Annotated in this window: 22 protein-coding genes and 1 tRNA gene; 18 read left to right on the top strand and 5 right to left on the bottom strand. The window is 43.2% G+C overall.

The annotated features are described in order from the left end of the window. Nucleotides 1-105: 105 nt before the first annotated feature. The 5 genes from BR06_RS0100120 to BR06_RS0100100 all read right to left on the bottom strand — a co-directional run bounded on the left by BR06_RS0100120 (nucleotide 106) and on the right by BR06_RS0100100 (nucleotide 2,398). Nucleotides 106-381 (bottom strand): type II toxin-antitoxin system RelE/ParE family toxin, encoded by a 276-nt coding sequence (locus BR06_RS0100120; RefSeq protein WP_031478914.1) that lies wholly within the window; start codon nucleotides 379-381, stop codon nucleotides 106-108. A gap of 1 nt (nucleotide 382) precedes the next feature. Then, a complete protein-coding gene (locus BR06_RS0100115) occupies nucleotides 383-619 on the bottom strand; it encodes a CopG family ribbon-helix-helix protein (RefSeq protein WP_031478912.1) in 237 nt (78 codons plus the stop codon). Nucleotides 620-835: 216 nt separating this feature from the next. Next, a tRNA-Ser gene (locus tag BR06_RS0100110) sits at nucleotides 836-928 on the bottom strand. 85 nt (nucleotides 929-1,013) lie between these two features. Beyond that, entirely contained in the window at nucleotides 1,014-1,529 is a 516-nt protein-coding gene (locus BR06_RS0100105; protein WP_084153987.1) for a nucleoside deaminase, read from the bottom strand. Between the two features lie 59 nt (nucleotides 1,530-1,588). After that, entirely contained in the window at nucleotides 1,589-2,398 is an 810-nt protein-coding gene (locus BR06_RS0100100) for a phosphoribosylformylglycinamidine synthase subunit PurQ (protein ID WP_031478908.1), read from the bottom strand. 295 nt (nucleotides 2,399-2,693) lie between these two features. Here BR06_RS0100100 and BR06_RS0100095 point away from each other — a divergent pair, with 295 nt between their 5' ends. The 18 genes from BR06_RS0100095 (at nucleotide 2,694) to BR06_RS0100005 (ending at nucleotide 17,720) form a co-directional block, all read left to right on the top strand. After that, nucleotides 2,694-4,325, top strand: coding sequence for a CTP synthase (locus tag BR06_RS0100095; RefSeq protein WP_031478907.1), 1,632 nt, complete (start codon nucleotides 2,694-2,696; stop codon nucleotides 4,323-4,325). Between the two features lie 45 nt (nucleotides 4,326-4,370). Continuing rightward, nucleotides 4,371-5,183, top strand: a complete 813-nt coding sequence (gene kdsA, locus BR06_RS0100090) for a 3-deoxy-8-phosphooctulonate synthase (protein ID WP_031478906.1) — start codon at nucleotides 4,371-4,373, stop codon at nucleotides 5,181-5,183. After that, nucleotides 5,173-5,694, top strand: coding sequence for a KdsC family phosphatase (locus BR06_RS0100085; protein ID WP_031478903.1), 522 nt, complete (start codon nucleotides 5,173-5,175; stop codon nucleotides 5,692-5,694). The genes kdsA and BR06_RS0100085 overlap by 11 nt, the downstream gene beginning before the upstream one ends. Next, nucleotides 5,695-6,285, top strand: coding sequence for an LPS export ABC transporter periplasmic protein LptC (gene lptC, locus BR06_RS0100080; RefSeq protein WP_031478902.1), 591 nt, complete (start codon nucleotides 5,695-5,697; stop codon nucleotides 6,283-6,285). It begins immediately after the preceding gene. Nucleotides 6,286-6,299: 14 nt separating this feature from the next. After that, nucleotides 6,300-7,928 (top strand): LptA/OstA family protein, encoded by a 1,629-nt coding sequence (locus BR06_RS0100075; RefSeq protein ID WP_031478900.1) that lies wholly within the window; start codon nucleotides 6,300-6,302, stop codon nucleotides 7,926-7,928. A 30-nt stretch (nucleotides 7,929-7,958) separates the two neighbouring features. Beyond that, nucleotides 7,959-8,681, top strand: coding sequence for an LPS export ABC transporter ATP-binding protein (lptB, locus tag BR06_RS0100070; RefSeq protein ID WP_031478898.1), 723 nt, complete (start codon nucleotides 7,959-7,961; stop codon nucleotides 8,679-8,681). Nucleotides 8,682-9,046: 365 nt separating this feature from the next. Further along, nucleotides 9,047-10,462, top strand: a complete 1,416-nt coding sequence (rpoN, locus tag BR06_RS0100060) for an RNA polymerase factor sigma-54 (RefSeq protein ID WP_031478896.1) — start codon at nucleotides 9,047-9,049, stop codon at nucleotides 10,460-10,462. Nucleotides 10,463-10,507: 45 nt separating this feature from the next. Further along, nucleotides 10,508-11,050: a ribosome hibernation-promoting factor, HPF/YfiA family gene (hpf, locus tag BR06_RS0100055; RefSeq protein ID WP_031478894.1), complete on the top strand. Its 543-nt coding sequence runs from the start codon at nucleotides 10,508-10,510 to the stop codon at nucleotides 11,048-11,050. Nucleotides 11,051-11,053: 3 nt separating this feature from the next. After that, nucleotides 11,054-11,503, top strand: a complete 450-nt coding sequence (locus tag BR06_RS0100050) for a PTS sugar transporter subunit IIA (RefSeq protein ID WP_031478892.1) — start codon at nucleotides 11,054-11,056, stop codon at nucleotides 11,501-11,503. Nucleotides 11,504-11,528: 25 nt separating this feature from the next. Further along, on the top strand, nucleotides 11,529-12,410 hold the full coding sequence (gene rapZ, locus BR06_RS0100045; protein ID WP_031478890.1) for an RNase adapter RapZ: 882 nt from the start codon (nucleotides 11,529-11,531) through the stop codon (nucleotides 12,408-12,410). A gap of 40 nt (nucleotides 12,411-12,450) precedes the next feature. Then, a complete protein-coding gene (locus BR06_RS0100040) occupies nucleotides 12,451-12,879 on the top strand; it encodes a PTS sugar transporter subunit IIA (RefSeq protein WP_031478888.1) in 429 nt (142 codons plus the stop codon). Between the two features lie 2 nt (nucleotides 12,880-12,881). Next, on the top strand, nucleotides 12,882-13,349 hold the full coding sequence (locus tag BR06_RS0100035; RefSeq protein WP_031478886.1) for a PTS sugar transporter subunit IIB: 468 nt from the start codon (nucleotides 12,882-12,884) through the stop codon (nucleotides 13,347-13,349). Between the two features lie 34 nt (nucleotides 13,350-13,383). Continuing rightward, nucleotides 13,384-14,061 carry a PTS sugar transporter subunit IIC gene (locus BR06_RS0100030; protein WP_051676845.1) on the top strand — a complete coding sequence of 226 codons (678 nt, stop codon included), beginning with the start codon at nucleotides 13,384-13,386 and terminating at the stop codon, nucleotides 14,059-14,061. Between the two features lie 75 nt (nucleotides 14,062-14,136). After that, a complete protein-coding gene (locus BR06_RS0100025) occupies nucleotides 14,137-15,057 on the top strand; it encodes a manganese-dependent inorganic pyrophosphatase (RefSeq protein WP_031478882.1) in 921 nt (306 codons plus the stop codon). A gap of 284 nt (nucleotides 15,058-15,341) precedes the next feature. Then, entirely contained in the window at nucleotides 15,342-15,569 is a 228-nt protein-coding gene (locus BR06_RS0100020) for a MoaD/ThiS family protein (RefSeq protein WP_031478880.1), read from the top strand. Between the two features lie 39 nt (nucleotides 15,570-15,608). After that, nucleotides 15,609-16,112, top strand: a complete 504-nt coding sequence (locus tag BR06_RS19090) for a hypothetical protein (RefSeq protein ID WP_034602693.1) — start codon at nucleotides 15,609-15,611, stop codon at nucleotides 16,110-16,112. A 169-nt stretch (nucleotides 16,113-16,281) separates the two neighbouring features. Next, the gene (gene panD, locus BR06_RS0100010) at nucleotides 16,282-16,638 is read left to right on the top strand and encodes an aspartate 1-decarboxylase (protein WP_031478878.1); all 357 of its coding nucleotides are present in this window, start codon (nucleotides 16,282-16,284) and stop codon (nucleotides 16,636-16,638) included. Nucleotides 16,639-16,706: 68 nt separating this feature from the next. Next, a complete protein-coding gene (locus tag BR06_RS0100005) occupies nucleotides 16,707-17,720 on the top strand; it encodes a PEGA domain-containing protein (protein WP_031478876.1) in 1,014 nt (337 codons plus the stop codon). Nucleotides 17,721-18,313: the final 593 nt, after the last annotated feature.

Genomic DNA, 18,313 nt, shown 5'->3' with positions numbered 1-18,313 from the left:
CGTCTTTTTGGGCGTTCAGGCTTTTTTTTGTGGGTGGGAATTTAGGTGTAAGTTTGACCCTTAACTCGATTTCGAGTCGAGTGAGTTGCTTAAACTCTTCACTATCTACAGAGGCCACCGCATCCGATCATGTAAAAAACGCAAAATTTCAACTTGATCATTATGCCAGCGGTATACGCATATGAATGGAAGATTCGGGATAATTAGTTCTTTTGTACCTTCTACAGATCCATCGCGGCCAAGTTGCGGAAAACTGTCTAGCGCACTTGTCGCTTTTTTAATTTGTGCCGCAATGCGGCTTATAATGTCGGGATTTTCTTGTTGAATATATTCAAGCTGAGATATTAAATCTTGTTGGGCAGGCTTAGTCCACTTGGGCATGCTAAGCCCCGAATTTGCTGAAAAGTTTTGTCATTTCTTCTTCTGTAGCAAATTCTCCATTATCCGCAGCTTTAATTCCTTCCTGAACTTGTTGCTTGAACCATGCCTGATGTTCAAGGAAGTCCTGAACGGCTTTATTGAGCACCCAATTACGGCTTCTGCCAAGGTCTTTGGCTATAATATCCAAAGAAGAAAGAGTTTCTGGGCTAGTGCGAAAACTTGTGCTTAATGTTCCCATGATATCACCTCGAATAATCCTGTTATCGTTTGTAGTCATAATGGTTCATAATAATGTCATTAATCGTAAAGTGCAAATATAAAAATAATGAAATAGAAGAATAATATAGGGTGGAAATAGGTGCTTTTTTTTATTAATCACCTATTAAATCACGTATATAAGTGTTTTTCCAAAAGATAAGGGCTTAGGTTTTAACACCTAAGCCCTTATAAAAACTGGCGGAAAGGGTGGGATTCGAACCCACGTAGGCTTTGACACCTAACTCGATTTCGAGTCGAGCGCGTTACGGCCGGACTTCGCTACCTTTCCTAATATATGTAATGGCTGAAAAAGGACTTCCAGCCTTGGGGAAGTGGTAGTCATATCCATTCTTTATCCGGCACGCAAGCAAATTTTACTTTCGTCTCTGCATAAAAAAACTTTGCAGCATAGTCCTGCACTCATCGGCGCGTACTCCGCCTAATGCCCAAAATTTGTGATTAACGAAGGGGAGTTCCGTTCCTTCTAGGTTCGAAACAACTGCGCCCGCTTTAGTGTCTGCAGCTCCGAAAACTATCCCTGCTACGCGCGCGTGAATTATTGCACCGAGGCACATTATGCATGGCTCGAGGGTTACGGCTAAGATTGTGCCGTGTGGTAGTCTGTAGTTGTCCAGATTCTTGCAGGCCGAGCGCAGGCATTTAATTTCTGCGTGGGCGGTGGGGTCTTGATCATTCACAGGACTGTTGCTTCCTGTGCCAAGTAATTCGCCATCAGCCGAAAATAGTGCTGCGCCGATTGGTACTTCATCATTACTGCGCGCTTCGAATCCTTGCCGCATGGCAACATCCATCATGGCTCGCCAAGTTTGACCTTGCGGAGGCTCGACAGGAGGTTTGCCGCGAATGATTATTTCGTCAGGATTCGTCATAAAAATAAAAGAGGAGGGAGAATATAAATTCCCCCTCCATTTTTCTGAACATAAATTATTTAAACAGACTTAAGGTATTTCACGCCACCTTCAAGCAGTGCAAGCCCGAGAGTAGGCACGTCGCCGCGCGTCCACTTAGGATGATTGGTGACGTGGTTGAACGCTTCAGGGTGCGGCATAAGGCCAAGGATGCGCCCTGTAGGGTCTGTGAGTCCGGCGATGCCGAGTGGTGAACCATTCGGGTTGGCTGGGTACTCGAGAGTTACTTCCTGAGTTTTTTCATCCACGTACTGGAGTGCGATCAGGTTGTTTTCGACAATCTTTTCTAGCATTGCATCATCAGCGGGAATGATTTTTCCTTCACCGTGACGAATTGGCACGTTGAGGGTGGTGATTTCTTTGGTGAAAACACATGGAGAATTTGGATTAGCTTTAAGATGAACCCAACGATCTTCGTATTTTGCGGAATCGTTGTGGCTAAGAGAAACCTGACGTGTGAAGTATTCTCCGCCGACGGCTGGAAGTAATCCAAGTTTAACAAGAAGCTGAAATCCGTTGCAGATGCCGAGAATAATTCCGCCATCTTCAAAGAATTTTTTGATCTGATCAACCAATGGATGACCGTCTGCTGTCTGTGCATGCTTCCAACGAAGGGCTGCTGCCTGAGCTGCTCCGAGATCGTCACCATCTAGGAAACCGCCTGGAAAGATTAAGTAATTGTATCCTTCGAGACTAGTTTTGCCTGCGGCTAGGTCAGAGAAAAAAGTAATATCAACTTGATCCGCACCTGCTTTTTTTGCAGCGTATGCTGATTCCTGTTCACAGTTGGTTCCATAGCCAGTAATGACTAGAACTTTGACGTCGGCCATATATTTTCTCCTTCATTTTTATCTATACGTGTTGACAATCGAAATGGTCAGAGACTAGTTTGTCCGTGTTTCGAAGAATGGAACATAATTGCGAGGTCGCTTTCCGTCAACAACCTATATTCCTCAGGACGTACCGCTAACACAATTAATTGATGTCGGATACGCCTGAATACGGGGTGTTTACTGGGATGGCGCCTTTTTACTTTTTTTTTAAATACGACTTTATACGTTGAGCATTTTGTTTTATGTATCAGCGAGATTTTAAAATACACAATCCATCTTGGATGGGAGCATCATGAAAACCAAGTTTATTTTTATTACCGGGGGCGTTTTGTCCTCTCTGGGCAAGGGTCTGGCTGCGGCCTCAATCGGCGCACTTCTTAAAGCCAGAGGGCTGACAGCTACAATTCAGAAGCTTGATCCTTATATTAACGTCGACCCCGGAACCATGAATCCCTTTCAGCATGGCGAAGTTTATGTGACGGACGATGGCGCTGAGACTGATCTCGATCTAGGTCATTATGAGCGTTACCTTGATGTTCCGCTTAACCAGAACAACAACTTTACCTCTGGTCGTATTTACCATTCTGTCATCACTAAAGAACGTCGTGGTGACTACCTTGGTGGTACTGTTCAGGTTATTCCTCATGTTACTGATGAGATTAAGCAAGCTGTACTTGGCGTTGCTAAAGGTGAAGATGTCGCACTTATCGAAATCGGCGGCACAGTCGGTGATATCGAAGGACTGCCTTTCCTTGAAGCCATTCGTCAGCTCCGCTCTGAACTGGGAAGCGAAAATGTTTTATACATTCATTTGACACTTGTTCCTTACCTGAAAGCTGCCGGCGAAGTTAAGACTAAGCCTACACAGCACAGTGTAAAGGAACTCCGCAGCATCGGTATTCATCCTGATATCATTCTTTGCCGCAGTGAAGTTGAGCTGGAAGAAAGCATCAAACGCAAAATCGCACTTTTCTGTGATGTTGACCGCGACGCAGTTTTCACCGCAGTAGACGTTGAATCTATTTATGAAGTTCCATTGAAATTTTATCAGGAAGGACTTGATCAGAAGATTGCTATCATGCTCAAGCTACCTGCAAAGAACTGTAATCTTGAGCCTTGGAAAGAACTTAATTACAAACTCAATAATCCAAAAGGTGAGACTACAATCGGTATTATCGGTAAGTATGTTGACCTGAAGGAAGCTTACAAGAGCTTGCACGAAGCGCTGATTCATGGCGGAGTTGCTAATGAAGTAGCTGTTAAATTGCGCTATGTTAATTCTGAAGAAATTACTCCTAAGAATGTTAAAGCAAAGCTCAAAGGACTTGACGGAGTGCTCGTTCCTGGCGGATTTGGTTCTCGTGGAGTTGAAGGTAAGATTACTGCAATTCAGTACGCTCGTGAAAACAAAGTGCCGTTTTTCGGAATTTGTCTGGGCATGCAGTGTGCTGTTATTGAGTACGCTAGAAACGTTATGGGACTTACTAATGCGAATTCTGAAGAGTTCGATAAAGATGGCCCTGATTCCGTTATCTACCTGATCAAAGAATGGTACGATTACCGCACTAAGAAAACTGAATCTCGTTGCGAAGATAGCGATAAGGGTGGAACCATGCGTCTCGGCGCTTACCCTTGTAAGATTGTTGAAGGATCCAAATCTATGGATGCTTACGGCAAGGCTGAAATTCAGGAACGTCATCGTCATCGTTACGAGTTCAATAAAGATGGTTACGTAGCGAAGTTTGTGGAAGCAGGTCTTATGCTGAGCGGAACATCTCCTGATGAGACTCTTATTGAGATCGTTGAAGTTCCGGAACATCCTTGGTTTGTTGGTTGTCAGTTCCATCCGGAATTTAAATCAACTCCAATGAATCCCCATCCGTTGTTCAGAGACTTCATTAAAGCTTCTCGCGACAACAAATAAGAGTATTCTTGATAGAAAGAATGAAATACAGGGAGGTAATTTATTTTGACCCCCGATGAATTATATAACAAATGTGTACAAGGCCCGTTTATCTTAGCGGGTCCTTGTGCGCTTGAAAGTTTTGATGTCGCAATGCAAGCGGCAAAAGTTCTTGCGGATATAGCTTCGCGTCTTGATTTGACGGTTATATTTAAAAGTTCTTTTGACAAAGCTAATAGAACGTCCGTGGAATCCTTTAGAGGTCCGGGACTTGATGAAGGTATTAAGTGGCTGGCTCGCATTAAAGAAGAGACCGGTCTACCTATCGTTACCGATATCCACTCTCCTGAGCAGGCTGAGCCTGTTTCTGCCGTTGCCGATGTTTTGCAAATTCCAGCATTTTTGTGCAGGCAGACAGATTTACTGGTTGCCGCTGGAAATACAGGGCGCGTGATTAATGTTAAAAAGGGACAGTTTGTTGCGCCGCAGGATATGCGCCATGTGGTCGGTAAAATCCGTTCCACAGGTAATGAACGCATCTGGTTAACCGAGCGTGGATCAAGCTTTGGCTATCACAACCTAGTGGTTGATATGCGCGGTCTATCCATTATGAAAGATCTCGGATGTCCTGTTGTGTTTGACGCTACCCATTCTGTGCAGCTTCCAAGCGGCCTTGATGGTAAATCCGGTGGACAGCGGGAATTTGTTCCTGTCTTGGCTCGCTCGGCTGTTGCAGCTGGCGCTTCCGGTGTATTTATGGAAGTCCACCCCGATCCTGACACAGCTCTTTGCGATGGTCCGAACAGCTGGCCCTTAGATAGAACTGAAGATCTCATTAAAGATTTACTTGCCGCGTGGAGCATTGATTATGCGTGTTGATGAATTAGCTGCAAAGATTAAACTCCTTATTCTGGATGTTGACGGAGTTCTTACCGATGGTGGTCTGTACTATGACCATGACGGTAACGTAACTAAACGTTTTAATGTTCAGGATGGTCTCGGTATCAAATTCGCGCAACAGGCGGGGCTTGATCTTGCGGTTATAACTGGTCTGAATCACGGAGCTGTAGAGTCTCGTGTGACAGAACTTGGTATTACCGAATATTATCCTGGTCAGCGCGATAAAGTTCCATTTTATGAAAAGCTTATTCAAGAAAAAGGACTGAAGCCGGAAGAGGTTGCTTATATTGGCGATGACTGGATTGATGCTCCCGTGATGCTTAAAGTCGGACTTCCTATGTCTGTCTGCAACGCTCAACCTGAGATTATCGGCATTGCCAAATGGGTGTCTAAAAAGCCCGGTGGTCATGGCGCGGTCAGAGAAGCTATTTCTTTTTTACTGGAAAGTCAGGGACTTCTTGAAGATATTTGGCGCGAGTGGGCTGAGTAGATGGGGCGGATTCGCTCTGTTTTAATCCTACTTGCAGTGCTGTGTGCGGGGCTTGTTGTCGGCACAATGCTTGGGAGCAAGTTTGCGCCGTATCCTCATATGGTACGGGAATTCGTTGAACCGCCTCCTTTGGGGGCCGGTAGCGAATCTGATATTTCTGCTGAAGAGATTGAATTGATACAGGGCACTGGAGGCGATATCGAATGGATACTTCGCGCTGGTAGTGCCGACTATGATCAAGACAGCGGTCTGGTTATAGCGGATAAACCCCGGGTCACTTATTATTTAGGACGAGATAGAAAAGAAGTTCTTATCCGCGCTCTTCATGGTGAAGTTGGCCAGAAGGGTGAAGGTTTGAAGTTGTGGGACAATGTTGAAGGCGATTACGAAGATATGAAACTTCAAGCTGATACTTTGGACTTTAAGTCTAAAGAAAATCTGATGTTTCTTGAAGGTAATGTCAAAGTGCAAAGCCCCACGATCTACATAACTTCTCAAAAAGTTAAAGTTGATCTGGCGACTAGAGAAATAATGATCGAAGACGGTATGGAAGCCCTGATAGCACCGAATATGGTGGTAATGCCACAATAGAAGCGAGCATACATTTGATTAGTATATTTGATAAAGACTCCTTGTTTCGCAGTTTCTCTGCATCTATTGCACCTGCACTTTTCGGTGTAGCGCTTTTCCTTGTTTCTATTTCTTTAAGCTCTGCTGCCTATTGCGACGATAAAGCAAATCTCAAAAACACTAAATCTATCGCGAATGTCAGAGAAAGCGCTTCGCTTAAAGCTCCTGTTATATGGGTTTTATCTCCGGGTGAAAGCTTTTTAGTTGGCAAGGAAAAAGGCGGCTGGTTCGGAGTTTATCCTGCTTCGTCAGATTTGTCTGAAAAACCGGTAGGATATATCTCAAAGAAAATAGTAATTTCAGCTGCGCAGGGTAATTCTGTCGTTGACTGGGGTGATGTTAGGTATATTGGCAGTAAACTTGATTACCGTGCTAAGCGATCATCGAAATCGGCTGTTGCCGGAACTTTGGATGAAGGTAGTAAGATAAAAGTCGGCTTTTTGCGCGGCGATTGGTATGCAATTTTCAAGGCTGATAAGCCTGTTACTGCTGAAAGTGATGCACTCGGTTTTGTAAAGAAAAGCTCTGTAGATCTTAAATCTAAAGATGCAAGAGTGCGGTATGCTGTCCGTAAGGTGAGCGTAATTCAGAAGCCTGTTGCAAGTTCTAAAGCTGTCGGGGTTCTTAATCCCGGGCATAGAGCGCAGGTAGGCAAAGAGAAAGGCGGAATGTACGCTCTCTATCGTATTGATACGATAGTTAAGAAAGGTACACCTGTTTGGGGATATGCATGGGGGCCGTTTTTAGCTGCCTACCCTAAAAATTTAGAAGAGAAAAAAATGGCGGGAATAGATACCCGCAAAGCTGATATTGCCGCTGCCGCTGAAAAGAAGGATGTCGAACTTCAAGAGCGTGCTACTGCTTTAGCCTCTATGGATGAAGCTATGGAAGATGTTCTTAATGCTCCTATCGTAACCAGTACGATGTATTCTGAGGCTGTACTTAATGTAAGGTCTCAGCCCAATGCAAAATCCCTTATAGTGGATAAGCTGGAAGTAGGGCAGGCTGTGCTTGTAGGTCCAGTTCAAGGGAAGTGGTTTCCGATTTATAAAGGTGGCGCAACTTCCGGGGGCGAGGCTAAGATTATCGGGTATGTATACAAAGCATATTTGACGATTGTAGCTCCTGATAAAGCTAAAAAAGATAAACCCAAGAAGGCACGCGTGGCGGGCGCTTCAGACGATGTGCCTATCAAGATTACTTCTAAGAAAATGACTTTCAGTGAGAATAAGAACCGCATTACTTTTTCCGGCGACGTAAAGGTTGTCCGTCTTGAAGTTACTCTCACTTCTGATACTCTTACAGCACACCTTAGAGCTGGTGGAGATTCTCTTAAAGATACTCAGGATAAAATTAAAAAAATTGTGGCTAACGGCAGGGTTAAGGTTGTAATGAATAACCGCAAGGGTTCATGTGATACGCTTACCTATGTTGTAGCTGATTCTATCATATATATGGAAGGTAACGCGAAGCTTAAGGATGGTCCTAATCTTGTGCAGGGCGAACTTATTAAGTTCTATCTCAAAGATAACCGTTCAGAAGTTGTCGGTGGTAATAAGCCTGTAGAGGCTATTTTCTATACACCTAATAATGTCTCTCCATAGTAATTTAATGTTCAATTCTACAGGAATTATATGTCTTCGATAATAGCCACCAAGCTAGTTAAGAACTACGGGCAGAAAGAAGTTGTCCGTGGTATCAGCCTTAATGTTAAAGAAGGTGAAGTTGTTGGTCTACTTGGTCCTAACGGAGCAGGGAAGACTACCACTTTCTATATGCTTGTCGGTGTTGTGAAGCCCACTTCCGGTGATGTGTACCTCAATAAGAATCAGATTACGCGCTGGCCTTTGCATGAAAGAGCAAGACACGGCATTAGTTATCTTCCGCAGGAAAGCTCAATTTTCAAGAAACTTTCTGTTCGCAAAAATCTTGAAATAATTATCGAGCATACTGGATTATCCGGTAAACAAATCGGCAACAGAGCAGATGAGCTTCTAGATCAGCTTGGCATATTGCGCCTTGCAGACCAGACAGCGCTTTATCTTTCCGGTGGTGAACGTCGCAGGCTTGAAATTGCTCGAGCTTTGATTAATGACCCCAAATTTATTTTGCTTGATGAGCCTTTCGCGGGTATCGACCCTATTGCCGTTATTGAAATTCAGGACATAATCTCCTCCCTCAAAGATATGGGGCTCGGTATTTTGATCTCCGATCACAACGTGCGCGAAACCTTATCCATTTGTGATCGAGCCTATTTGGTATACGAAGGGCGTGTTATTCTTAATGGTGCACCTGAAAATATCGTTAAAAATACGAAAGCTCGCAGGCTGTATCTAGGGGATAGTTTTAGTCTCTGATCACTCCGTCCAGCTTAGCTTTTTCATGTTTTTTGCCTCCCTTTTTTCTCTCTTATCTTCTCCATATTTTCTCCCTATTTTTTTATAAATATACTCACGATTCATAAAATTTGGGTTTGCTGATTTACAGCAAGCCCGAACATTGGTACAGTTTTTTCATGTACATTGCATAAGATTAAAATATCCTGAAATTACGGATAAATCTGTACTATTTCTTGCATGGGTTTCTGGAGTGTGGCATACTTTAATCAAGAACAAATCCAATTAAATAATATTTTTTTTAAAGATTTGTTGAGCGAACGTTATTCAGCGGTTTAAAAAGTTTAAAAGATACTTTTAATTGTATCATAGGGTGGCACAGAATTATGGGACTGGAACTTAGACAACAACTCAAGCTTTCGCAGCAACTGGTGATGACACCTCAGTTGCAGCAGGCTATTAAGTTGTTGCAGCTTTCCAGATTGGAGCTGCTCGATACTGTTCAGCAGGAGCTTCTTGAAAATCCGATACTGGAAGAAGCCGAAGCTGTTGAACGCACAGACAGTGCGGATGCTGAATCCGGCACTGCCACTGCTGAAGAAGCAGAAATTTCACGTGATGCTGACTGGGAGAATTATCTCGGTGAGTTTTCGAGTACTTCCAAGCAGGCAGGCACTCGCGAGTCTGAATCTCAGGAAGAGGGGATGTCTTTTGAGGCTAGACTAACAAAGCAGACTTCTCTCGAGGGACACCTCGCATGGCAGATGTGTCTTTCTGATTTTACTGAGAAGGAAGTGGTCATTGGTGAGTGTATCTTAGGTAATCTCAGTGCAGGCGGATATTTGCGGATAGGGTTGGATGAAATTTGCGAAACCTGTTACGCTCAAATCGAAGATGTCGAAAATGTTCTTTCTCGAATACAAAGATTTGATCCTCTCGGAGTGGCAGCTCGTACTCCTCAGGAATGTTTACTGATTCAGCTTGAGGTTTTGAAGCTTGATGATGATCCTATACTGGTTTCTCTTGTCAAAGATCATTTGGAAGATCTGGAGAAGAAAAGGTATAAGCCTCTCGCAAGAAAGTTTAAGCTCAGTATGGAGGACCTGAAGAGTTATCTTGATCTGATGCAGACTCTTGATCCTCTACCAGGGGCAAGCTTTTCAGGGGGAGATTCTTTCTATGTCAGTCCGGATGCATATGTGTATGAATATGATGGAGACTTTGTTATAGTCTTAAACGAGGACGGTCTTCCAAAGTTGCAGATGAATTCTTTTTATGTAGAGACTCTGGCGTCAACCAAGGGTGAAGATAAAGAGTATTTTCAGGATAAGATGAGATCTGCACAGTGGCTTATGAAGAGTCTTTATCAGAGGCAGCGTACACTTTATAAGGTTTTGGATTCCATTGTAAGGTTTCAGCGGGGGTTCTTTCAAAGTGGTGTCACCAAGCTTAAACCGCTTATTCTCAAAGAGGTGGCAGAAGATATTGAAATGCATGAATCAACAGTTAGTCGAATAACTACCAGTAAGTATGTTTCGACTCCACATGGGATTTATGAACTTAAATTTTTCTTTAATAGTGCACTCGGACTTGATGATGGTTCTCAGGTCGGGTCCGAATCGGTTAAGGCTCTGATCAAACAGTTGATCGGCGATGAAAACAGTAAAAAACCTCTGAGTGATGAAAAAATTGCCGAGACGCTCAAGGACAAACTTGAGGTCAACATCGCCAGAAGGACTGTAGCTAAGTACCGGACTGCAATGGGAATTCTGTCCTCATCGAAGAGGAAAAAAGTATTCTAGCAGTTCAGTAGAGAGCATATTCACCCTTTATTCAAGGAGTTCCGTATGAATGTTGCATTTACCTTTAAGAACTTTGACGCTTCTGACCACTTGAAGGAATACGCTAACGCTAAGTTTGGTAAGCTTGATAAGTTTATAACAAACCCGGACAATACTGATATTCAGGTAAATTTGTCAGTAGATAAGTTTCGGCACGTTGCGGAAGTGGTCTTAAGCACTGATAACATTCATATCTCGGCCTACGAAGCCTCTGAAGATATGTACTCTACCGTGGATTTGGTTCTTGATAAGCTTGAAGTGCAGCTTAGACGCATGCGCGAAAAGATGAGAAGTCACAGGCGTAGGGACACAGCTCCTGCTCGTATGGACGTTCTTAGTTACCCTGAGCCAGAAGAAGAGAATAACGAACCTACTATTGTTGAGACTGATCACTTTGTGCCAAAGCCTATGTCTGTAGACGAAGCCGCAATGCAGCTTCAGACTCTTACTAGTGAGTTCCTCGTCTTTAGAAATGCTGATACCGAAGCTATAAATGTTATTTACCGTCGCAATAATGGCGATTTTGGATTGATTGATCCAGGATACTAACTGATGATAATAAATGATAATTTGGATAAGGGACTTGTTGTTTATGAACTCGCTAGCTCTGATAAGAGCGGAGTTCTGAGAGAAATGGTTTCAACTCTTAAAGCCAAAGGGCTTGAGGTTGATGTCGAAGAAGCTCTCCAGGTCCTCATGAGTCGCGAAAAACTCGGAACTACCGGTATAGGGGATGGCATTGCCATCCCCCACGGTAAATTAGAGTGTTTAGATGAGATAGTTGTGGTTGTTGGTAGAAGTGGTCGTGGAATTGACTACGAAGCCCTCGATATGCTGCCTTGTCACATATTCTTTATGGTTCTGGCCCCCGAGCAAGGGACAGGAACTCATTTAAAAGTTCTTGCTCAGATATCCCGACAACTAAAAGATGAAGCATTCAGAGATGCATTCAAGGGCGCGAAGGACCAGCAAGAATTGCTTGGTCTGCTCAATCTTACTTAATGAGGCCGTAGTGGAGGGGGATTAGGTGGATAGAGATGGCGCATTTCCCGTTATAGTTGTCAGTGGTTTATCTGGTGCAGGTAAATCTACTGTTTTAAAAGTTTTCGAAGATTTACGTTTTTTCTGCGTTGACGGGCTTCCGGCAAGTATGTTGCCTAGGCTCGTTCAGCTTTTTACAGGAAAGGATGACGATTATCGAGGACTTGTACTTGGTATGGATTTACGGCAACAAGATTTCGTTGGTGAATGGCAGTCCACCTGTATGGAACTAGGTTCAGGCGGAGTTTGTCCGAGTCTCATTTTTCTTGAAGCAAGATTGCCGGAATTAGTCAGGCGTTACGCCACCACTCGCAGGCCTCATCCTCTCGAATCAAGAGAACTTGGTCTTGAGCAGGCTCTTGAAGAGGAGAAGGCACTTCTTGAACCTCTTCGCAAAGCTTCCGACTTAGTAATTGACACTACCACTTACTCGATTCATGATCTCAGACGCCGCATTCAGGAAAAGTGGTCTGAGCTTACTGAAGGTGCTTCCGGTCTTAGAGTTAATGTTATTTCTTTTGGGTTTAAACACGATGTTCCGACGGAAGCGGACATGGTTATGGACTTAAGATTCTTACCTAATCCTTACTTTGAAAAGGAACTCAGACCCTTGTCTGGCAAAGATAAAGCCATTTCTGATTACGTGTTAGGGTCAAAGACAGGATCTATTTTTATTGAGAAATATTTAGATTTCCTTCAGTATATTCTTCCTCTATACGCAGAAGAGGGAAGATATCGACTGACAATAGCTGTCGGCTGCACTGGCGGTCGTCATAGGTCGGTTGCAGTGGCCGAACGCATATTTGCCACACTCAAGAATAGTGGGTACTCTGCAAATCTTGAACATAAGCATATAAATTTAGAATAAGGCCGTACTTTAGTTGCGGACGTTAATATTAGGAATATCAATGGACACGGAAGCAAATAAAGTCGGAATAGTGATTTTAACTCATGGAAACTTCGGCAAGGCACTAATCGAGGCCGCCGAGTTGATTGTTGGTCCTCAGGATAACGTGTTGCCTCTTAGCGTCGATGGTACCAAAGAGATAGATGTTGCTGTTAAAGAGCTCAAAAAAAATATTTCCAAAGTTAATACCGGTGCCGGTATTTTAATTCTTACAGATATGTTCGGTGGTACGCCTACCAATTTAAGTCTTTCACTTCTTAAAAGTGATGATATGGAAGTTATCACCGGCGTGAGTCTGCCAATGCTCTTAAAGGCTCTCCAGAAACGCACTGAATCTCTGCAGATAATGGCCGAAGAAATAAGCAGAGCAGGCGTTAAGGGTATTGTTGTTGCTGGTGAAATGCTTCGAAAACGAACTTCAAAGGGTTAAGCATGGTTTGGGTCAGAATAGATAATAGACTTGTGCATGGGCAGATCATTGAAACATGGCTGCCGTATACTCATGCTAAGCATATCGTTGTTGCTAATGATGCTGTGGCTGGTGATGCTTTACAGCAACAAATAATGTCACTTGCAATTCCTCATTCTATTACGTGTTCGTTTTCAACAGTTGAAGACCTGTCAGAGACGGTCATGTCGCTCGGTGGCTGCTCCAGTGCTGGAAACACGATTATTCTTTTTTCTTCATGCGAAGATGTTCGCAAAGCCTTTGAGGCTGGATTTAAATTTAGCTCAGTCAATATAGGCAACATTCATTATGGCCCTGGTAAAAAACAAATTTCTCCAAGTGTCGCCCTAAGTTCTGATGACGAATCTTGTTTACATTATTTCAAAGGTAAAGGGATAGAATTAGACTTTAGATGCGTACCAAATGATCCCGTGCAAGTGAGGTTCTCATGAACCTATTGCAAGCTTTCGCTCTACCTTTCCCCGTATGGACTGCGGTGATCGGTTTTTTTTTGCAGTTTTTTGTCTGTTCAGATTTTCAATAAATATCGGACTTCTTGAAAGGCCGCTTGTTGTTGGTTTTATCTGGGGTGTTTTTACTGGAGACTATGCAACAAGTTTAAAGATTGCTGTTTTTTTTGAATTATTCTGGCTGGATAACATACCTGCCGGAACATATATTCCCCCTCATATTCTAGCTTCAACTGTCGCAGCTCTAGCGTTGACCACTTCATTTGGTTTTACCGAGGCTCCGCAGATTATGGTTATTTTGCTGGCCTGTCTTCCTTTGGCTAAGCTCGGAGCATGGCTCGAGTACGGCCTGAGGCAGTGGCATAACCGTGGTTATAACGATTTATTGAACTGGGCGAGGAAGGGAGAAGTGGGTGATAATCTGCCTCAGAAGCTAGTTGCGCGATCTATTTTAAGAACATTGACAACATCGTGGCTTTTTTTCTGGACAAGTACGGTCATCCTTCATTATGTACTTCGTATATTTTTTCACAAATGGGGTGGCGTTGTCACTTCTGTGGAGATGCAATGGTCTTATTTATGGATCGCCGCCAGTCTTGGTGGGCTTTTAGCTCTGAGACTGCGTAAAGCTTACGCTACTTTCGTATTTGGCGTAGTTCTTTTCGGCTTCATTATTCTTGCTGGCTTAGTATGACTTGGCAGAATAAAAAGATTGTGATAGAAAACACAATCTCAATTACGTTACAAATTTCTTAGGAGGAATTTTATTATGACTATTTATGCTGTTGGACACAAAAATCCCGATACTGATACTATCGCATCTGCAATCGCTGTCGCTGATCTCTGGTCTAAAGTTAAAGAAGCTACAGAAGCAGTATCTCAGGGCGAACTCGCTCCTGAAACTAAGTTTGTACTAGAAAAATTCGGTTGTGCTGCTCCTGCAATCATGACTGACGCTACTGACAAACAGTTCATCCTTGTTGACCATTCTGACCTAGCTCAGTCCATGGACAACCTTGATAAAGGTGAAGTTGTTGCAGTTGTTGACCATCACAAACTTGGTGACGTTACTACTTCCAACCCTCTCGAAATGTGGGTATGGCCAGTAGGATGTACCGGTACTGTTATCAATGCAATGTACAAATTCTACAATGTAGAAGTTCCTAAAAACATTGCTGGAATCGTACTTTGCGCTATCCTTAGTGATACCGTAATGTTCAAGTCTGTTACAACAACTGACGCTGACAAAGTAGCAGTTGAAGAACTCGCTAAGATCGCTGGCGTTTCTGATGTAATGGCTCTCGGAATGGAAATGTTCAATGTTAAATCTGCTGTTGCAGGTGCTTCCATGAACGACCTCATTTTCCGTGATTACAAAGATTTCAATATGTCCGGCAACAAGATTGGTGTTGGCCAGCTTGAAGTTGTTGACCTCTCCGTTTTCGATGACATCAAAGCTGACCTCTACGCTGAACTTGAAAAAGTTAAAGCTGACGGACGTCATAGCTGTTTCTTGCTTCTCACCGACATCATGAAAGAAGGTTCTGAAATGCTTATCGTTTCTGATGATCCTTCCGTTGTTGAAAAAGCATTCGGCGTTGCACCTGCAGGCACATCCGTGTACCTCGAAGGCGTAATGAGCCGTAAAAAACAGGTTGTACCTAACTTCGAAAAAGCATTCTCTGCTTAATCGAATTCAGTACAAGTTTTTTAAGCTTGATTTAGCCCGGCAAGGTTTACCTTGCCGGGCTTTTTATTTGGTTTTTTTGTCTTGCCTCGAAAGTGGACTATTGCCATCTTCTTATTTTTTCTTTAGTGATAAATACCGTTGTACGAAAAAAATCACCCTCTGTTTCGGATGGTTTGATTTTTGCAAGGTTTAAAGCATGCTGTCGCTTTCATGACGGACTTGTCGTGCTTAGCGTAAGTGTTTTTCTTTTTACTAAATAAAACATAGTTATTTAAAGGGGTATCATGAATATACAGATTCTTTGCTATGCTACTTTTGCTGACAAGAGCCCTGAGAATGCGAATAATTATCCGATTTCTGACGGTGAAACTATCAAAGATATTGTTGAGAAAGTCGGAATACCCTTAGACGAAGTTAAAATAGTTTTTGTAAATGGAGTTTCAGCGGAGCTTGATGCAAGGTTGGCGGATGGAGATAGGGTCGGAGTCTTTCCTGCTGTTGGTGGTGGCTGATCCGTTAACTTGATTTATTGATTTGGGAGGGGGTAAGATATGAAGAATTTATTAAAAATTTCGGTTGCGGCACTCACTTTGTGTTTGTTGTTGGCGACCATTGCACAGGCTTCTTCGATCACGGCGAAAGGCTGGGGTAATGAAGGTAGTGGCGTAAAGGCTATGCAGATATGGGTTACTAACCCAGATATTTCAATCAAAGAAGTCTCATTTGATAAGCACTCCGCTGCAGGATGGTCTTGGGCATATGATGGAGATTCCAAAAGCAGTATAATTTTTTCCGGGCCTGCAACTGCAAGTATGAATGATGTTATTACTGAAATTAAGTTCGATACACCGAAGAAGACTGATTTTTCTGTTGAATGGGCAGAGATTGCAGGTTCAGATGTGTTAACAGGGACAAATTTTTACGAAGGCAAGAGCTGGTCTTTCACTCAGGGGGAAATATCTAATACCCCGACACCTCTTCCTGGGGCACTTCTCCTACTGGGAGGGGGACTGTCACTCTTAGCTGTTTTGAAGAAAAAGTTCTCCCGCGCGTAGTTTTACCAAGCGATATTTTAAAGCCGGACTTATCCGGCTTTTTTTTTGGGGTAAATAAAAACGGCGCTACTTTTTTGAGTCTTGCGTTATTGAATTGCCAAGTGCAAAATTGCGTGATACCCGCTAATCAACTTGGTTATCAATTTTAATTCTCCACAAGGAGGACAATATGGGCAGTCGCTGTCTCTTAAAGTCTAAAATTCATAGGGCTACTATTACGGAAGCCAATGTAGACTATGAAGGTTCTATATCTATTGATATTAATTTACTGGAAAAAGCAGGAATTCTCCCTTTTGAAAGGGTGGATGTTTTAAATATCGATAATGGTGAAAGACTCACTACTTATGCCATTGAGGGTACTGAGGGTGAATTTTGTTTAAATGGTGCTGCTGCCCACAAGGGTAAGGCAGGTCAGAAGATTATCATATGTACATACACCTGGCTTGATGATGATGAACTCGGCCTTCATAAGCCAAAGGTTGTTCTCCTTGGAGAGGGCAATCAGATCAAATCGGTAGTTAAGTAAAATCTAAGGCGTGGCTTTCCACGCCTTTTTTCGGTATATTGGTCTTAATACAATTATCAAGAGGTCATATGAAATTTTATAAGAGCTTAGCTGTTTCTGTTATGATGGCGGGATTTATTTCAGGGTGCGCGCCGCAGATTGCAATGCAGTCAGTTCCTGTTTCATCTAATCCTATGGGCGCCACTGTCCTTGCTGATGGTAAGGAAGCGTGTGTCGCCCCCTGCACTGTCAGTCTAGCGCGTAACGCGGATCATATTTTGACCTTCAAAAAAGATCAGTACCGCCAACAGGATATTATAATCAAAAGAGTTTACCAGCAGGAAAAGGTTTTGATGAAAGCTGTTTCGTCAGGAATGAATACCTCATCTATGATGATGGGCGATAAAACTGCGTGGGGCGTTAGCAGTGGTGTGAACTCCATTGATAGGCAAGAAGATACTGGCGAAGCGTATGTTCTCTCTCCTTCAGCTGTTGCAGTTACACTTGTTCCTATGACTCCTCAGGCTCGTCTAGATCAAACAGGCACACTAGCTCCTGACATGCAAAGCCTCACCGCCACAGACCGTAAGCAAATAAGTTATGTGCTTGAGACTTTAAAAACGGGTTCTCAGTTTAGTTGGACAAATTCTCAAACAGGTATTCAATATTTTATGAAAGCGCATGGTACTGTTCCCGGGTATACGGCTCCGACAAGAGCCTTTTCTTTAAAGATGACCTCAATGGGCCACAGTTCCATGTACGATGCTAAGGCAAGTAGGGCCGGTGGCGGAAGTTGGGATATATTAGGGAATGGGGCATCGACATCTATGGTGACATCATCTCCTTCAGATACTCAGACCGCTCAGCCTGCGCAGATGAACTCTGATACTTTTCTTAAGGATGCGGCCAAAGCTGCCGCAATTGGTGCCGCTCCGACTATACACGGTGGAGTGACGGGTAAGAGTGGTTCCTCTAGTGAATCAGTCAATGGCAATACATGGACTAAGAAGAGTTCTGAAACTAAAGTAAAAGGCAGTGTGAGCGTGAATCCTGTTCAGGCTATTGACGCACTTGATACGTTGCTTGGAAGTGAAACTAAGTAAGCAGAGCCATATAAAAGTGTCTCTCTAGTAGCTATTTAATAAGAAGCGGTTTAGGCCGCTTCTTTTTTTTGCTCAATTCTGAATTTGAATCATTATATATGGGAAGAGATTGGTAGTGTCTTGTGTATATACACTGTATTAATGCTTGCGAGCTGACTCTAATAGCATTCTCCATATAAATAGATAGTAACTAACCTCTTTTACAATCTATACATATAACACCTTCCCCCCCCCATTAAAAAGTTTTGGGAGCCTTGACCCCTTTTCCCAAAAGGGGTCAAGCCGCCGGAGGCATCCCCCCTACATCGCTATGAACCAAACTAATCAAAACAAATCCTAATAGATATCCATAATAACGCAGAAACCTATTGACGTGGAGCAGCGTTTTACATAGAACCTCTTTCTCGGGTCAGCAACGCCTTAACGGCACAGCGTCTCCGAGAGTTTATTATGACTGACCGGTCACAAAACGGTTGACTTCTAAACGGGAATTACATACTTTCCGATTCCGCGCTGCAGAGATGTAGCGACACTGGGTTAACACTCAGAGATCATTGAAATAAAAGTTAAATTCTTCTTGACCGACCGGGCCT

Origin of the sequence: Maridesulfovibrio frigidus DSM 17176, assembly GCF_000711735.1 — a bacterium.
Taxonomy (GTDB): Bacteria; Desulfobacterota; Desulfovibrionia; order Desulfovibrionales; family Desulfovibrionaceae; genus Maridesulfovibrio; species Maridesulfovibrio frigidus.
This window is presented reverse-complemented; position numbering and strand designations above follow the sequence as displayed.

Coding starts and splice junctions, on each gene's coding strand:
- BR06_RS0100115 (WP_031478912.1), bottom strand. CDS start 619: ATGGGAACATTAAGCACAAGTTTTCGCACTAGCCCAGAAACTCTTTCT.
- BR06_RS0100100 (WP_031478908.1), bottom strand. CDS start 2,398: ATGGCCGACGTCAAAGTTCTAGTCATTACTGGCTATGGAACCAACTGT.
- BR06_RS0100040 (WP_031478888.1), top strand. CDS start 12,451: ATGGACACGGAAGCAAATAAAGTCGGAATAGTGATTTTAACTCATGGA.
- hpf (WP_031478894.1), top strand. CDS start 10,508: ATGAATGTTGCATTTACCTTTAAGAACTTTGACGCTTCTGACCACTTG.
- lptB (WP_031478898.1), top strand. CDS start 7,959: ATGTCTTCGATAATAGCCACCAAGCTAGTTAAGAACTACGGGCAGAAA.
- BR06_RS0100095 (WP_031478907.1), top strand. CDS start 2,694: ATGAAAACCAAGTTTATTTTTATTACCGGGGGCGTTTTGTCCTCTCTG.
- BR06_RS0100005 (WP_031478876.1), top strand. CDS start 16,707: ATGAAATTTTATAAGAGCTTAGCTGTTTCTGTTATGATGGCGGGATTT.
- rpoN (WP_031478896.1), top strand. CDS start 9,047: ATGGGACTGGAACTTAGACAACAACTCAAGCTTTCGCAGCAACTGGTG.
- BR06_RS0100085 (WP_031478903.1), top strand. CDS start 5,173: ATGCGTGTTGATGAATTAGCTGCAAAGATTAAACTCCTTATTCTGGAT.
- BR06_RS0100035 (WP_031478886.1), top strand. CDS start 12,882: ATGGTTTGGGTCAGAATAGATAATAGACTTGTGCATGGGCAGATCATT.
- BR06_RS0100020 (WP_031478880.1), top strand. CDS start 15,342: ATGAATATACAGATTCTTTGCTATGCTACTTTTGCTGACAAGAGCCCT.
- BR06_RS0100120 (WP_031478914.1), bottom strand. CDS start 381: ATGCCCAAGTGGACTAAGCCTGCCCAACAAGATTTAATATCTCAGCTT.
- BR06_RS0100025 (WP_031478882.1), top strand. CDS start 14,137: ATGACTATTTATGCTGTTGGACACAAAAATCCCGATACTGATACTATC.
- BR06_RS0100105 (WP_084153987.1), bottom strand. CDS start 1,529: ATGACGAATCCTGACGAAATAATCATTCGCGGCAAACCTCCTGTCGAG.
- BR06_RS0100030 (WP_051676845.1), top strand. CDS start 13,384: ATGGACTGCGGTGATCGGTTTTTTTTTGCAGTTTTTTGTCTGTTCAGA.
- BR06_RS0100050 (WP_031478892.1), top strand. CDS start 11,054: ATGATAATAAATGATAATTTGGATAAGGGACTTGTTGTTTATGAACTC.
- lptC (WP_031478902.1), top strand. CDS start 5,695: ATGGGGCGGATTCGCTCTGTTTTAATCCTACTTGCAGTGCTGTGTGCG.
- panD (WP_031478878.1), top strand. CDS start 16,282: ATGGGCAGTCGCTGTCTCTTAAAGTCTAAAATTCATAGGGCTACTATT.
- BR06_RS19090 (WP_034602693.1), top strand. CDS start 15,609: ATGAAGAATTTATTAAAAATTTCGGTTGCGGCACTCACTTTGTGTTTG.